11 protein-coding genes are annotated in these 14,001 nt (G+C 60.9%); 5 read left to right on the top strand and 6 right to left on the bottom strand.

The genetic code is table 11. The features are described 5' to 3' along the window. Positions 1-57: 57 nt before the first annotated feature. Positions 58-1,296, top strand: coding sequence for an OpgC family protein (locus tag FHX03_RS22040; protein ID WP_183855454.1), 1,239 nt, complete (start codon positions 58-60; stop codon positions 1,294-1,296). Between the two features lie 51 nt (positions 1,297-1,347). Here FHX03_RS22040 and FHX03_RS22045 read toward each other — a convergent pair whose 3' ends face one another. Together FHX03_RS22045 and FHX03_RS22050 are read right to left on the bottom strand one after the other, a co-directional pair. Next, a complete protein-coding gene (locus tag FHX03_RS22045) occupies positions 1,348-1,701 on the bottom strand; it encodes a VOC family protein (RefSeq protein WP_097625027.1) in 354 nt (117 codons plus the stop codon). Between the two features lie 429 nt (positions 1,702-2,130). Next, positions 2,131-3,894: a glucan ABC transporter ATP-binding protein/ permease gene (locus tag FHX03_RS22050; protein ID WP_097625149.1), complete on the bottom strand. Its 1,764-nt coding sequence runs from the start codon at positions 3,892-3,894 to the stop codon at positions 2,131-2,133. 322 nt (positions 3,895-4,216) lie between these two features. On the opposite strand from FHX03_RS22050, the gene FHX03_RS22055 reads away from it, so the two are divergent. The 3 genes from FHX03_RS22055 to FHX03_RS22065 all read left to right on the top strand — a co-directional run bounded on the left by FHX03_RS22055 (position 4,217) and on the right by FHX03_RS22065 (position 9,495). Further along, positions 4,217-4,972 carry a LuxR family transcriptional regulator gene (locus FHX03_RS22055; RefSeq protein ID WP_183855456.1) on the top strand — a complete coding sequence of 252 codons (756 nt, stop codon included), beginning with the start codon at positions 4,217-4,219 and terminating at the stop codon, positions 4,970-4,972. A gap of 216 nt (positions 4,973-5,188) precedes the next feature. After that, positions 5,189-8,653, top strand: coding sequence for a pyruvate carboxylase (gene pyc, locus FHX03_RS22060; RefSeq protein ID WP_183855458.1), 3,465 nt, complete (start codon positions 5,189-5,191; stop codon positions 8,651-8,653). A 269-nt stretch (positions 8,654-8,922) separates the two neighbouring features. Continuing rightward, complete coding sequence (locus tag FHX03_RS22065) at positions 8,923-9,495, top strand: NADPH-dependent FMN reductase (protein WP_183855460.1); 573 nt, start codon at positions 8,923-8,925, stop codon at positions 9,493-9,495. Positions 9,496-9,539: 44 nt separating this feature from the next. Here the strand turns inward: FHX03_RS22065 and FHX03_RS22070 are convergent, their stop codons facing one another. The 4 genes from FHX03_RS22070 to FHX03_RS22085 form a co-directional block, all read right to left on the bottom strand. Then, on the bottom strand, positions 9,540-10,304 hold the full coding sequence (locus FHX03_RS22070) for an amino acid ABC transporter ATP-binding protein (protein WP_183855462.1): 765 nt from the start codon (positions 10,302-10,304) through the stop codon (positions 9,540-9,542). Then, the gene (locus FHX03_RS22075) at positions 10,301-10,981 is read right to left on the bottom strand and encodes an amino acid ABC transporter permease (protein ID WP_064841116.1); all 681 of its coding nucleotides are present in this window, start codon (positions 10,979-10,981) and stop codon (positions 10,301-10,303) included. Before FHX03_RS22075 ends, FHX03_RS22070 begins: the two co-directional genes overlap by 4 nt. A 207-nt stretch (positions 10,982-11,188) precedes the next feature. Further along, complete coding sequence (locus tag FHX03_RS22080) at positions 11,189-11,962, bottom strand: amino acid ABC transporter substrate-binding protein (RefSeq protein WP_097625023.1); 774 nt, start codon at positions 11,960-11,962, stop codon at positions 11,189-11,191. Positions 11,963-12,115: 153 nt separating this feature from the next. Then, positions 12,116-12,985 carry a DMT family transporter gene (locus tag FHX03_RS22085; protein WP_183855463.1) on the bottom strand — a complete coding sequence of 290 codons (870 nt, stop codon included), beginning with the start codon at positions 12,983-12,985 and terminating at the stop codon, positions 12,116-12,118. Positions 12,986-13,192: 207 nt separating this feature from the next. Here FHX03_RS22085 and FHX03_RS22090 point away from each other — a divergent pair, with 207 nt between their 5' ends. After that, positions 13,193-13,969 carry a DeoR/GlpR family DNA-binding transcription regulator gene (locus tag FHX03_RS22090; RefSeq protein ID WP_097625021.1) on the top strand — a complete coding sequence of 259 codons (777 nt, stop codon included), beginning with the start codon at positions 13,193-13,195 and terminating at the stop codon, positions 13,967-13,969. Positions 13,970-14,001 lie beyond the last annotated feature (32 nt).

Here is a 14,001-nt window from a genome sequence, read left to right on the forward strand (position 1 = left end):
AAACGGAACCCTTTTGGCCGTCGTCGCGTTTGCAAATCGGATAATAAGGAGAGACCCATGGCTAGCACGCCGACCGAAGCCATTGTCACCGGGCGCAGTTCCCTATCCGCAACTGCGCCGATGCGTGACACCAGGCTCGACGTCTTGCGCGGCGTGGCGCTGATCATGATCTTCATCAATCATGTTCCCGGACAGATCTTCGAATATGTGACGACGAAGAATTTCGGCTTCTCGGATGCTGCCGAGGCCTTCGTGCTGATCTCGGGCATTGCCGTCGGCCTTGCCTATGGTTCCGGGTTCCGGCCGGGCAACCGGCTGAAGATGGCGGTCAAGGCGGCAAAACGTGCCTTTACGCTCTATCTCGCGCATATGATTACCACCTTCATGACACTGGCGCTGTTCATCTGCGGCGCATGGCTGTTTCACCGGCCGGGCCTGCTGGTCGAAATCAACATTCTGGCGGTGCTGATGAACCTGAAGGAGGGTATTCCGGCGCTGCTGCTGCTCGGCCATCAGATCGGCTACAACAATATCCTGCCGATGTACGGCGCCTTGATGCTGATGGTGCCGATCATCCTGCTCTTGAATGCGCGCAGCCCGTTGCTGGCGCTCGGCGTTTCCGGCACGGTCTGGCTGCTTGCGGGCATTTATCAGGTGGCGCCGCACAACATGCTGATCGAGAGCTATTGGTTCCTCAATCCGCTTTCCTGGCAGTTCCTGTTTACGATCGGCATCGTTTCGATGCTGCATATCAAGCGGGGCGGCACGATCCCGCGGCATCCGCTGCTGTTTGCGGCCGCTGCCGGCTACGTCGCCCTATCCTTCGTCTGGGTGACCGGCCATCTCTGGGCCTTCGGCAATTCGCTGGCAGCCCTTGGCCTGCCGCCTGTCATCACCGGTTTCGACAAGACCTTCCTGTCGCTGCCGCGGCTGCTGCATGTGCTGGCGCTGACCTATCTCGTCATCAGCATTCCGGCGTTCTCACGCATTCTGCGCCGCCCTGCGGATCATCCGCTGACCATCCTCGGCCGCCATTCGCTCAACATTTTCGTCGCCGGCACGATCCTTGCCATGATCGGTCAGGTGGTGCTCTATATCACCAACAAGGACCCGCTGGTCGGCCCGCTGTTCGTGATCGCGGGCGTCGCGACGCAATTCGCCTATGCCTATTATCTCGAACGCAAGCGCCAGCAGGGCAAGGTCAAGGGGAAACTCGTCACCGAGCCCGCCAGCATCCCGGTGCCCGTCCGTATCGGCGGAACGGCCAACGCCTATCGCCGCAACGAACGGAAATAGGTCTCGGATGCGGCTGCCAGATGAAGGGGCCGGTGGCCGATGGCCGCCGGCTCAATTTTTATGGACGAGAATGTTCACCAGCTTGCCCAAGGGATCGCGTACATAAAAGCGCCTGACGCCCCAAGGTTCGTCGGCCGGCCCATACTCGATCGCAAAACCGGCAGCCGACATCGCCTCGAACACGGCATCGAGCTCATCAACTTCGATCGATAGATCGGGCACCGGCGTTCCGGAACCGCCCTCGGTAGCGATGCTCAGCTGAACGTTCATCGGTCTCGCGGCGCCGAAGGTCGTGATCCAGCCGTGATCCATGACGACGTCAAGACCGAGGATATCCTGATAGAAGCGCCGGGCCGGCGTGATGTCGGGTGTCTGGATATTAGCGACGATGCGCAAGACCTTCATGGGCTTTCCTTCCGATGCTTGCTGACAAGGCGGAAGGTAGGAAGATCGGCAGGGTGGTCAATCGGGGTTTGGCTTAGAATGGCGACGCGGCGGAGTGTAGGCCCCCTCTGCCCTGCCGGGCATCTCCCCCACAAGGAGGGAGATCGGCTGGGCGCGATGGTTTCCCCAAGCAATGACCAAGTGATGTTCCGCACCGCAGTAGAGAGGGATTGAGGGTCAACCACTGGCCAATCTCCCGCCTTGTGGGGAGATGCCCGGCAGGGCAGAGGGGTAGCCACACGGCAAACTGCCAATGCATTATCGTCCATATCAGCAGTGGGAGAAAGCAAAGTCCTAAAGCGTGGCATATGAAGGCGCGCCTAACCCAGCCCAACAAAAAAGGCCGGAAGGGAGCTACCCTTCCGGCCTTTGTCTTGAACCCCGAACCGATCAGGCGGCTTCGGTTGCGTGGGCCTTGCGGACTTCTTCGTCCGTCAGGATGCCGCTGGCGCGCAGCAGGGCGGCGAAGCGGCCGTTGCTGTGGCTTAGTTCATCGAAGCTGCCCTGTTCGACGACGCGGCCGTCATCCAGGAAGAGCACCATATCGGCTTCGCGGACCGTCGACAGGCGGTGGGCGATGATGAAGGTGGTGCGATTCTCACGCAGATTGTCGATCGCGACCTTGACGCGGTTTTCGGTCTCGACGTCGAGCGCCGAGGTCGCCTCGTCGAGCACCAGGATCGGCGCGTCCTTGAGGATGGCGCGGGCAATCGCGATGCGTTGGCGCTCGCCGCCGGAGAGCTTGTTGCCGCGTTCACCGACATGCGTATCGTAGCGATCCTCACGGGTCTCGATAAAGTCGGCGGCGGCGGCGGCTTCGGCCGCACGGCGCATTTCCTCTTCGCTCGCACCTTCGCGGCCGAGGCGGATATTCTCGCTGATCGAGCGGTTCAGCAGGCCTGCGTCCTGGAAAACGGTAGCGATGTGGCGACGCAGCGACTTGCGAGTCACCTTGGTGATATCGGTGCCGTCGACGAGGATCTGGCCGCCCTGGGCGTCGTAGACGCGCTGCAGCAGATTGACGAGCGTCGTCTTGCCGGCGCCGGTCGGGCCGACGATCGCAACCGTCTGGCCTGCCTTCACCGAGAAGGAGACATTGTGCAGGCCCTGCGAGCTATTGCCGAAGCCGAAGGAGACGTCGCGGAATTCGATCGCGCCCTTGACGTCCTTGATCTCGCCATTGCCGGCCGGTTCTTCGCGTTCACGCACCGAGTCTTCGAGCACATAGAATTCCTCGAGCTTGGAACGGGCTTCGAAAATCTGCGTGGCGAACTGGCGCATCAGGTCGAGGCGGCCGATCAGCAAGTTGGCAAAGCCGATGAAGGCAATGACGTCGCCGACGCGCAGCTGGCCGGCCTGGACGAGCATGGTGCCGATGATCAGGACCACCATCATCGCAATGGTCGAGGCCATGCGGTTCAGCGCGCTGGCGATCGCCCACCAGTCGAGCACCGGATACTGGGCTTCGAGCAGGCGGTCGGCAAAGGATTTCAGCGCCCGGGTTTCAGCCTCGATGCGGTTGTAGCTGTGCAGGACCGAAACGTTGCTGATCGAGTCGCTGACATGCGAGAAGACCGTGTGATAGTGGTTTTCGACCGAAGCCTGACCGTCCTTGGTGCGGCTCATGACGACGCGGCCGATCAGCCAGTAGGCGACGGCGAGCACCATGAGCACCGCGGAAAGGCGCAGGTCCATCGACATTGCGGTCGGGATCAGAAGGGCAAGCGCGATGACCGTCGACAGGTGGTTGCGCATGAATTCCAGCCAGAGGCCGAACAGCGTCTCGCAGGCGCGCAGCAATGTATGCAGCGCGTTGGAGGTACCGCGCTGATGGTGCCAGCCGAGCGGCATGGAAATGATCCGGCCGAAGGCTTCCGTCAGCAGCGTCGCCCGCCGGCCATGGGCCAGCCGGTCGGCCTCGCGGGCGACCAGGACAAAGGCGACGGTGTTGAAGACGGCGAAAGTCGCCCACATGAAAAGGATGGGCTTGACCTCACCCTTGCCGGAAATCGCATCGATAATGCGACCGAACAGGATCGGCTCCGCGATGGTAATCGTTGCCAGAACGATGTTTGCCACCACGACCAGGGATACGCGCAGCTTGTAGGCGCCAAGATAGCGCAGAGCTCTTGCATAGACCTTGAATAGCGTCACGTCGAACCTCTTGTGCATCTGCGAAAACGGGATGATGCCATGCTACAAAAGGCTACCTGAACCGGCGATTAACGGAGTATTCAGGGTTCAATCCAGGCGACGATTCACCCGATCGTACTATCGCAGGATGCGACGAGATAGGCTATGGCGCTGAAATTGTTACTCGGCTATATCCCTGCAACAATTTGCGCTTGCATTTTAATAAATTTTTAGCGCAGCATTAAATTAGAGACTGCATTTTTTGAGACGACCGTTTCGCGACCCATTTGAAAGCCGCCGACGGCCTCGGATGCGGGCGTCACGTCCGGGCAAGGGGCATTTTGTGAATATTAATTTGTTAATTCAATTGCTTATAGTTCTGGAAGAATCGCCGAACTCTCGGGCTGTGGTGACCGATCTCGAACGGGTGATCGACGATAGCGGCTTCGAATATTACGGCCTGCTGCGCTATTTGCCGCAAAATCCTGTGCAGCGGAATCCGGAACCTCGGGCGGCGGCGCTTGCCGATCGCTGGCCGGAACAATGGCCGCAAATCTATTCCGCGAAAAAATATGTCATGATCGATCCGATGGTGCGCTATCTCGCCCATGCCCAGCGGCCTTTCCGCTGGCGGGAAAGTTTGGCAGCCTTCGGCAAGGATGCGCAGCGGCGCCGCATGGAGCAGATGATGGTCGATGCTTTCGGTCACGGACTGGAAGACGGTTATATCTTTCCGGTCCACGGACGGAACGGCATTCTCGGCAGCCTCAGTCTCGCCGGCAAACCTGTCGAGCTGTCGCCGGTGGAGATCGCCTTGTTTGAAGCGGTGGCGCGCAAGAGCTTCTGGCGATTGCTCGAACTGAAGGACGAGGCGCAGGCGCTGGAATCCGTGCTGCCGGCCGACACGCCGCTGACGCGACGTGAAATGGAGATCCTGCATTATCTCGCCGAAGGCATGACCTCGATGGAAATCGGCAAGGTGCTGAAGATCTCAAACCACACCGTGGACTGGTATATGAACGGCTTGCAGAACAAGCTGAAGGCGAAAAACCGGCAACAGGCGGTGGCGCTTGCCTTTCGTCACCGGCTGATAAGCTAAAGCAGCCTGCTGACAATATAAGCGATTTTCATACTACCTCTTTGATTTCGATCAGGATTCGGATCTGGGCCGATCCGGCGAGGCTGCATCCGCATCCAGAATGGCGAGAAATTGCATTTCGCAGTCGCAAGAGAAATTGAACTTCCTGTGACAAGAAGTTAAGAATTTCCTTCGCGGGTGCAGCATGCCCGCGTCTGAACGTCTGAGGAGACCGTTTTGCCCATTTCCAAGATTCTCGTTGCCAATCGCTCCGAAATTGCCATTCGCGTGTTCCGCGCGGCCAACGAGCTTGGAATAAAAACCGTGGCGATCTGGGCTGAGGAGGACAAGCTGGCGCTTCATCGCTTCAAAGCGGACGAAAGCTATCAGGTCGGCCGCGGCCCGCATCTGGCGCGTGATCTAGGACCGATCGAGAGCTATCTGTCGATCGACGAGGTGATCCGCGTCGCCAAGCTCTCGGGCGCCGACGCCATTCACCCGGGTTACGGCCTGCTGTCGGAAAGCCCCGAATTCGTCGATGCCTGCAACAAGGCCGGTATCATCTTCATCGGCCCGAGGGCCGATACGATGCGCCAGCTCGGCAACAAGGTTGCCGCCCGCAATCTGGCGATCTCGGTCGGTGTGCCTGTCGTGCCGGCGACCGAGCCGTTGCCCGACGATATGGCCGTGGTGGCGAAGATGGCGAAAGAGATCGGTTATCCCGTGATGCTGAAGGCCTCTTGGGGCGGCGGCGGGCGTGGCATGCGCGCCATCCGCGACCCGAAGGATCTTGCCCGCGAGGTGACCGAGGCCAAGCGCGAGGCGATGGCCGCCTTCGGCAAGGACGAGGTCTATCTGGAAAAGCTCGTCGAGCGCGCCCGCCATGTCGAAAGCCAGGTTCTCGGCGATACGCACGGCAATGTCGTGCATCTGTTCGAGCGCGACTGCTCCATCCAGCGCCGCAACCAGAAGGTCGTCGAGCGGGCGCCGGCCCCTTATCTATCCGAGGCGCAGCGCCAGGAACTTGCCGCCTATTCGCTGAAGATCGCCGCGGCGACCAATTATGTCGGTGCCGGTACCGTCGAATATCTGATGGATGCCGATACCGGCAAATTCTACTTCATCGAGGTCAATCCGCGCATCCAGGTCGAACATACGGTGACCGAAGTCGTCACCGGCATCGACATCGTCAAGGCGCAGATCCACATCCTTGACGGCGCCGCGATCGGTACGCCGGAATCCGGCGTTCCCGCTCAGGCCGACATCCGTCTCAACGGCCATGCGCTGCAGTGCCGTATCACCACCGAAGATCCGGAGCACAACTTCATTCCGGATTATGGCCGCATCACCGCCTATCGCTCGGCCTCCGGCTTCGGTATCCGCCTTGATGGCGGCACCTCCTATTCGGGCGCCATCATCACCCGCTATTACGATCCGCTGCTCGTCAAGGTCACGGCCTGGGCGCCGAACCCCTCCGAAGCGATTTCCCGCATGGACCGGGCGCTGCGCGAATTCCGTATTCGCGGCGTGGCCACCAACCTGACCTTCCTCGAAGCGATCATCGGCCATCCGAAATTCCGCGACAACAGCTACACCACCCGCTTCATCGACACGACGCCGGAGCTCTTCCAGCAGGTCAAGCGCCAGGACCGCGCAACGAAGCTTCTCACCTATCTCGCCGACGTCACCGTCAACGGACATCCCGAAGCCAAGGACCGACCGCGGCCGCTGGAAAATGCTGCCCAGCCGGTCGTTCCCTATGCCAACGGCAATGGCGTCAAGGACGGCACCAAGCAGCTGCTCGACACGCTCGGCCCGAAGAAGTTCGGCGAATGGATGCGCAATGAGAAGCGCGTGCTCCTGACCGACACGACGATGCGCGACGGCCACCAGTCGCTGCTCGCCACCCGCATGCGCACCTATGACATCGCCCGCATCGCCGGCACCTATGCGCATGCGCTGCCGAACCTACTCTCGCTTGAATGCTGGGGCGGCGCCACCTTCGACGTCTCGATGCGCTTCCTGACCGAAGATCCGTGGGAACGGCTGGCGCTGATCCGCGAGGGCGCGCCGAACCTGCTCTTGCAGATGCTGCTGCGCGGCGCCAACGGCGTCGGCTACACCAATTATCCAGACAATGTCGTCAAATACTTCGTCCGCCAGGCGGCCCGCGGCGGCATCGATCTCTTCCGCGTCTTCGACTGCCTGAACTGGGTCGAGAACATGCGGGTGTCGATGGATGCCATCGCCGAGGAGAACAAGCTCTGCGAGGCGGCGATCTGCTATACCGGCGATATTCTCAATTCCGCGCGCCCGAAATACGATCTGAAATATTATACCGACCTTGCCGTCGAGCTGGAAAAGGCCGGCGCCCATATCATCGCGCTCAAGGACATGGCCGGCCTGCTCAAGCCCGCGGCGGCGAAGGTGCTGTTCAAGGCGCTGCGCGAGGCGACCGGCTTGCCGATCCATTTCCATACGCATGATACGTCGGGCATTGCGGCGGCAACCGTGCTTGCCGCGATCGAAGCCGGCGTCGATGCCGTCGATGCGGCGATGGATGCGCTCTCCGGCAATACCTCGCAGCCCTGTCTCGGTTCGATCGTCGAGGCGCTGCGCGGGTCGGAGCGCGATCCGGGCCTCGATCCGGAATGGATCCGCCGCATCTCCTTCTATTGGGAGGCCGTTCGCAACCAGTATGCCGCCTTCGAAAGCGATCTGAAGGGGCCGGCCTCGGAAGTCTATCTGCATGAAATGCCGGGCGGCCAGTTCACCAACCTCAAGGAGCAGGCCCGCTCGCTCGGTCTGGAGACCCGCTGGCACCGGGTGGCGCAGGCCTATGCCGACGCCAACCAGATGTTCGGCGATATCGTCAAGGTGACGCCGTCTTCCAAGGTGGTCGGCGACATGGCGCTGATGATGGTGTCCCAGGACCTGACGGTTGCCGACGTCGTCAGCCCCGAACGCGAGGTCTCCTTCCCGGAATCGGTCGTCTCGATGCTGAAAGGCGATCTCGGCCAGCCGCCGTCGGGATGGCCGGAGGCGCTGCAGAAGAAGGCGCTGAAGGGCGACAAACCCTATACAGTGCGTCCCGGCTCGTTGCTGAAGGAGGCCGATCTCGATGCCGAGCGTAAGGTCATCGAGACGAAGCTGGAGCGGGAGGTCAGCGACTTCGAATTCGCTTCCTATCTGATGTATCCGAAGGTCTTCACCGATTTCGCGCTCGCTTCCGATACCTACGGCCCGGTCTCGGTGCTGCCGACGCCTGCCTACTTCTACGGCCTCGGTGATGGCGAGGAGCTGTTTGCCGATATCGAACGCGGCAAAACTCTTGTCATCGTCAACCAGGCGATGAGCGCCACCGACAGCCAGGGCATGGTCACCATCTTCTTCGAGCTCAACGGCCAGCCGCGCCGCATCAAGGTGCCGGACCGCGCCCATGGGGCGACGGGAGCAGCGGTCCGCCGCAAGGCCGAACCCGGCAATGCCGTCCATGTCGGTGCGCCGATGCCGGGCGTCATCTCGCGCGTCTTCGTCTCCTCAGGCCAGGCCGTCAGCGCCGGTGACGTGCTCGTCTCGATCGAGGCGATGAAGATGGAAACGGCGCTGCATGCCGAGAAGGACGGCACGATCGCCGAGGTGCTGGTCAAGGCGGGCGATCAGATCGACGCCAAGGACCTGCTCGTCGTCTACGGCGGCTAAGCAATTCGGCCTGCCGGAGCGCTCGACGTCGCTCCGGCAGCGCATCATTCGTGATCAATCACCCGATTGTGTGCGTTCGGCCGACGGGAATGCGGAACTTTTGACCGTTTCCTGCAGCCCCCGGCTTGCCGGGCATGGGGCTTATTTCCTAGAAATGGCGGGCGCATAACCCTAAAGGATTATACGCCATTGAAAGCGAGGAGCGTTCGTAGCGCGTCCTATCGGCCGTAACGTTCCAGCAAACCCGTCATTCAACAGGAAAGATCCCCATGAGCAAGCTGAAGATTGCCGTCATTGTCGGCAGCACGCGTATCGGCCGTTTCGCCCAGCACCCGGCCAAGTGGATCGCTGACCTCACCGGCCAGCGTTCCGATCTGGACGTCGAGGTTCTTGATCTTCTCGACTATCCGATGCATTTCTTCGGCGAAGAGCGCGCCACCACGGCGGAAAGCGAATCCGCCGAGCGCTGGAAAAAGAAGCTGCGCGAATTCGACGGCTTCATCTTCACCGTCGCCGAGTACAACCATGCTCCGACGGCGGTTCTGAAAAACGCGATCGATCTCGGCGAATTCATCCAGAAGCCGGTCGGTTTCGTTGGTTACGGCGGCGTCGGCGGCGCACGGGCGGTCGAGCAGCTGCGGCTGATCTTCGTGGAAATGAGCGCTGCTTCCGTCAAGACCGGGGTCCACATCGCATTCAGCGAATACCTTGCCGTTCTCAAGGAGGGCAAGGGCCTTGGCGACTACCCGCATCTCAACGAAGCCGCCAAGAACCTGCTTGACCAGATCACCTGGTGGGGCAATGCGCTGAAGGCCGCGCGCGCCGTCGTCACGGCCTCCTGACCGGTATTCCGGCAATGCCGGGATGGCAGCATCCCGGCATTGCCTCAGATATCGTAGGTATGGGCGGCGGCGTTGATCGTCGAGATGAAGCGCTTGGTGCGTTCGCGTTCCGGCGCAGTAAAGATCGCCCTGGCGCTGCCCGTCTCGACGACGCTGCCCGCTTCCAAGAAGACGACGTCATTGGCGATCTTCGAGGCGAGCCGGAGATCGTGGGTCGCCATCACCATCGTCGTGCCCTCGCGGGCAAGCTGACCCAGTACGTCGACCACTTCGGCCGAGAGTTCCGGATCGAGCGCCGAGGTCGGCTCGTCGCAGAGAAGTACGCGCGGCGACGGCGCCAAGGCGCGTGCGATCGCCACACGCTGCTGCTGACCGCCTGAGAGCGTCGACGGCCAGGCGTCGGCCTTGTGGGTCATGCCGACCTTGGTCAACAGCTCCATAGCGCGTTCACGCGCCTTTTCCCGCGGCCATTTCAGCACTGTCACCAAGCCCTCCATGACATTCTCGATCGCGGTCTGATGCGGGAAAAGCTGAAAATTCTGGAAGACCATGCCGGTCTGGCGGCGGATCTTCTGGATCGCCTGCCAGCTCGTTCGTTTGCCCGGGGCAAAGGACAGCGTTTCTACGCCGAGTCGGATCGCGCCTGATGTCGGGATTTCGAGCAGGTTGATGCAGCGCAGCAGCGTGCTTTTGCCGCCGCCTGAGGGGCCGACCAGCGCGGTGACGCTGCCTTCGGGAATACGGATGCTGATATCCTTGAGGATGACGGCGTCGCCGAAGCGCTTTTCGATGTTGGAAAGCTCGATCATGCATTGGCCTCCAGCATGCCGCCATACCGTGCGAAGCGGCGTTCCAGCCGTACCTGCAGCTGCGAAAGGACGGAGCTCAGCACGAGATAGAGCAGCGCCGCCTCGATATAGAGGATCAGCGGCTCATAAGTGGTGGCAACGATGCGCTGCGCCGCCTGGAAAAGCTCCGGCACGGTGATGGCGGCGGCCAGCGAAGTATCCTTGACCAGCGAGATGAAGGTGTTCGACAGCGGCGGCACGGCGACGCGGGCGGCCTGCGGCAGGATGGTGCGGCTCATTGCCTGCCGCCAGCTCATGCCGATCGAATAGGCGGCCTCCCACTGGCCCTTGGGCACCGAGGAGATGACGGCGCGAATGATCTCGGAGCTGTAGGCGCCGATATTCAGGGTAAAGCCGATCAGGGCGGCGGGAAAGGCATCGAGCAGAATGCCGATGCTCGGCAGGCCGTAGAAAATCACGAAGAGCTGCACGAGCAGCGGCGTGCCGCGGATGACCCAGACATAAAAACGGGCGATGGCCGCGACAGGTCCCGGGCCGAAAAGCCGGGCAATCGCGGTGATCAGGCCGAGGATCAGGCCGAAGACGAAGGACAGCAGCGTGAGGGGAATGGTAAAGATCAATCCCGCCCAGAGGAGCGAGGGGAGCGATTCCGCCATCAGTTGAAGCCAGTGGGGCAAAGGGGTGCTCCCTCTCGTGGATTGGTGCGTTCGAGCTGTACCCCTCCCCAACCCCTCCCCACAAGGGGGAGGGACTTACCAAGTCTCTCGCCGCGCGAAATAGCAGCCGAACTGCGGGCCGAAACGGTTATTTTGAGATGAGGCGGTCCGCCTTCGAAATCCCTCCCTTTTGGGGAGGGGTTGGGGAGGGGACTTTCTTGAATGGACTTACTTCGAAACGTCCTGGCCGAAATACTTGTCGGCGATCTTCTTATAAGTGCCGTCGGCCTTGATGTCGGCGAGCGCCTTGTTGATTTCGGCCAGAAGCTCCGGCTCATTCTTGCGGATGATGACGCCGGAATAATCGGCATTTTCCTGCTCGGCGGCGATCTTCACCGGCGCGTCCGGCTTGTGCTTCTTGAAATCGAGGAAGGAGAGGCTGTCGTTGATCGTCGCGTCGGCGCGCTTGGTCAGCACGAGCTGGATCGACTGGTCGAAACCATCGGTGCCGACGAGTTCGGCGCCGGCTTCGGTTGCGATCTTGCCGAAGTTGCTGGTCAGCGACTGGGCGGATTTCTTGCCCTTCAGGTCGGCGAAGGTCTTGATGCTGTCGTCGCCGTCGCGGACGATCAGCACGGCCTTGGAGGCGATATAGGGCTCGGAGAAATCATATTTCTGCTTGCGGGCTTCGGTGATGCCGACTTGGTTGATGACGGTGTCGTAGCGCTTGGCATCGAGGCCGGCGATCAGGCCATCCCACTTGCCTTCGACGAACTCGGCCTTGACGCCGAGCTTGGCAGCGATCGCTTCGCCGATCTCGACGTCGAAGCCGACGAGCTTGCCGCTTTCGTCATGATAGGTGAAGGGCGCATAGGTGCCCTCGGTACCGATCTTGAAGACGCCGGCCGATTTGATGGCGGCGAGGTTTTCGCCGGCATGGGCGGGCAGGAGGGCGGCGGCCTGAATGAGGGCGGCTACGGCGACGGTTTTCAACCAGTTCATTGTTTTATCCATCCTTGGGAGGTTGTCATCGGATGAGGGATAGTTCGCAGAAATTTAGGGCGCCGGAAGCGTAAAAAACTGCGAATAAAAGCAGCAACTGCAAATATTTTTCTCAAGCGGCCGTCTGAGCTGTGAATCCTGCAGAAACGGGCATCACGCCGCGATGCGGCGGCGCAGCTTTTCGCTGACGATGATAATCAGTCCGGCGGCGAGGATCATGGCCGCGCCGAATACGACATTGGGCGTGGGGATATCGGCCCATATCAGATGACCCAATAGAAAGGCACAGACGAGGGAAGTATATTCGAACGGCGCGAGCACGGAGACCGGCGCCTGCCGCATGCCCTCGAAGAGAGCGAACTGCGCGGATCCGGCGACGACGCCGGTGGCAATGAGAAGCGGCAGCTGTGCCATGTCGGGGGTCTTCCATGTGCAGAGAACGGCAACACCGGTCATCACAAGGAAAAAGACGTTGGAAACGATAAGCTGGACGATGGTTTTCTCGTGCAGCGAAGTCTTGCGCAGCAGCACCATGGCCGAGGCCCAGAGAACGGCTGCCTGCAGTGCCAGGTAAACCGGCCAGGAAATGGTGAGACCGATGGGGTTGCAGGCAATTAGCACGCCGACGAAACCGACGCCGACGGCAAGCCAGCGCGCAGGCGTGACCTCTTCTTTCAAGATGAGCCATACAAGCACGGTGCCGACGATGGGTGCTGCGTAATAGAGCGTCGTCACTTCGGCCAGCTGCAGGCGGCTTGCCGCGGAATAATAGGAAAGCCAGGCACAGAGAAGAAGGATGCTGCGGGCGATCATCGGCTTGATGATCGGCGATCGCATCGTCTGGCGGACGAGCTTGCCGCGGCCAAAGGCGAGACAGCCGGTAAGGATGGTGAGACTGCGGAAAAACAGGATCTGCCAGACCGGAATGCTTGAGGTCAGGATCTTGATAATCGCATCATGGAATGTGAACGCCATATAGGCGAGGCTCGTGAGCAGGATGCCCAGGCTGACGGAGTTTTTCACGGGAGCGCACCAGATGGCAGAATGCCGGCGGGGAAGTGGGGAACGGTCGATCGATATTCCCGGCCTCTTGACCGGTCAATAGGCGATCTTTCGCATGGTGGAGCTTTGTTTCACAACGTCAGGAAATGTGTGTTTGTGCATATTGTGTGCCGGATCATAAGCGTTTATGCACGTTTCTAGTTTCACAGATTTCAATCCGGTAAAAACATGCAGGATTTTTTGTTGCGCGAGCGCCAGGGCGTGATTTCCGAGAGGCTGCGGCTGAACGGCCGCGTGCTGGCGACGGAACTTGCGCTCGAATTCGGCGTCTCCGAAGATACGGTGCGGCGCGATCTGCGCGAAATGGCCGCGGCAGGGCTTTGCGAGCGGGTCTATGGCGGCGCATTGCCGATCTCGCCGGCGCATGGAAGTCTGACACAGCGGATCGGTTTTGCCGTTGACCGGAAACGGGCGCTGGCGCGCGCTGCGACACAGCAGATTGCCGCCGGTTCGACGGTATTCTTCGATGCCGGCAGCACCAATCTGGCGATTGCCAACGCACTGCCGGCTGAACTTGCGCTGACGGCTGCAACGAATGCGCCGGCGATCGCCGCGGCGCTGATCGACAAGCCTGCCGTCAACGTCATTCTGATCGGCGGAATGGTGGACCGGCAGACGGGCGGTTCGCTCGGTGCCAAAGCCTTGCGGGATATGGAGCAGATTTCGCCCGATCTCTGCATTCTCGGCGCCTGCGGCGTCGATCTTGAGGCCGGCATCACCGTGTTCGGTTTCGAAGATGCCGAGTTCAAGCGCTATGCGGCGTCGCGAAGCAGAAAGGTATTGGTGGCGGCAACCTCGGAGAAATTCGGCACTGCCGCCCCCCATAGCATTCTGCCAGTTGCCCATTGCGAATGCCTGGTGGTCGAGCACGATGCCGATCCGGCCATTCTCGCCGATTACCGCGCGCGCGGATGCAGGACCGTCGTCGCCGAGAAAACGAACTGAGACCCTCGTCATCGAGTTTAGGGAAACCGGGC

The organism is Rhizobium sp. BK456 (assembly GCF_014194045.1).
Lineage (GTDB): Bacteria > Pseudomonadota > Alphaproteobacteria > Rhizobiales > Rhizobiaceae > Rhizobium > Rhizobium redzepovicii.

What these genes read in the sequence shown, in the direction of transcription:
- FHX03_RS22040 (WP_183855454.1), top strand. Translation starts at nt 58, where the DNA reads ATGGCTAGCACGCCGACCGAAGCCATTGTCACCGGGCGCAGTTCCCTA.
- FHX03_RS22045 (WP_097625027.1), bottom strand. Translation starts at nt 1,701, where the DNA reads ATGAAGGTCTTGCGCATCGTCGCTAATATCCAGACACCCGACATCACG.
- FHX03_RS22065 (WP_183855460.1), top strand. Translation starts at nt 8,923, where the DNA reads ATGAGCAAGCTGAAGATTGCCGTCATTGTCGGCAGCACGCGTATCGGC.
- FHX03_RS22070 (WP_183855462.1), bottom strand. Translation starts at nt 10,304, where the DNA reads ATGATCGAGCTTTCCAACATCGAAAAGCGCTTCGGCGACGCCGTCATC.
- FHX03_RS22080 (WP_097625023.1), bottom strand. Translation starts at nt 11,962, where the DNA reads ATGAACTGGTTGAAAACCGTCGCCGTAGCCGCCCTCATTCAGGCCGCC.
- FHX03_RS22090 (WP_097625021.1), top strand. Translation starts at nt 13,193, where the DNA reads ATGCAGGATTTTTTGTTGCGCGAGCGCCAGGGCGTGATTTCCGAGAGG.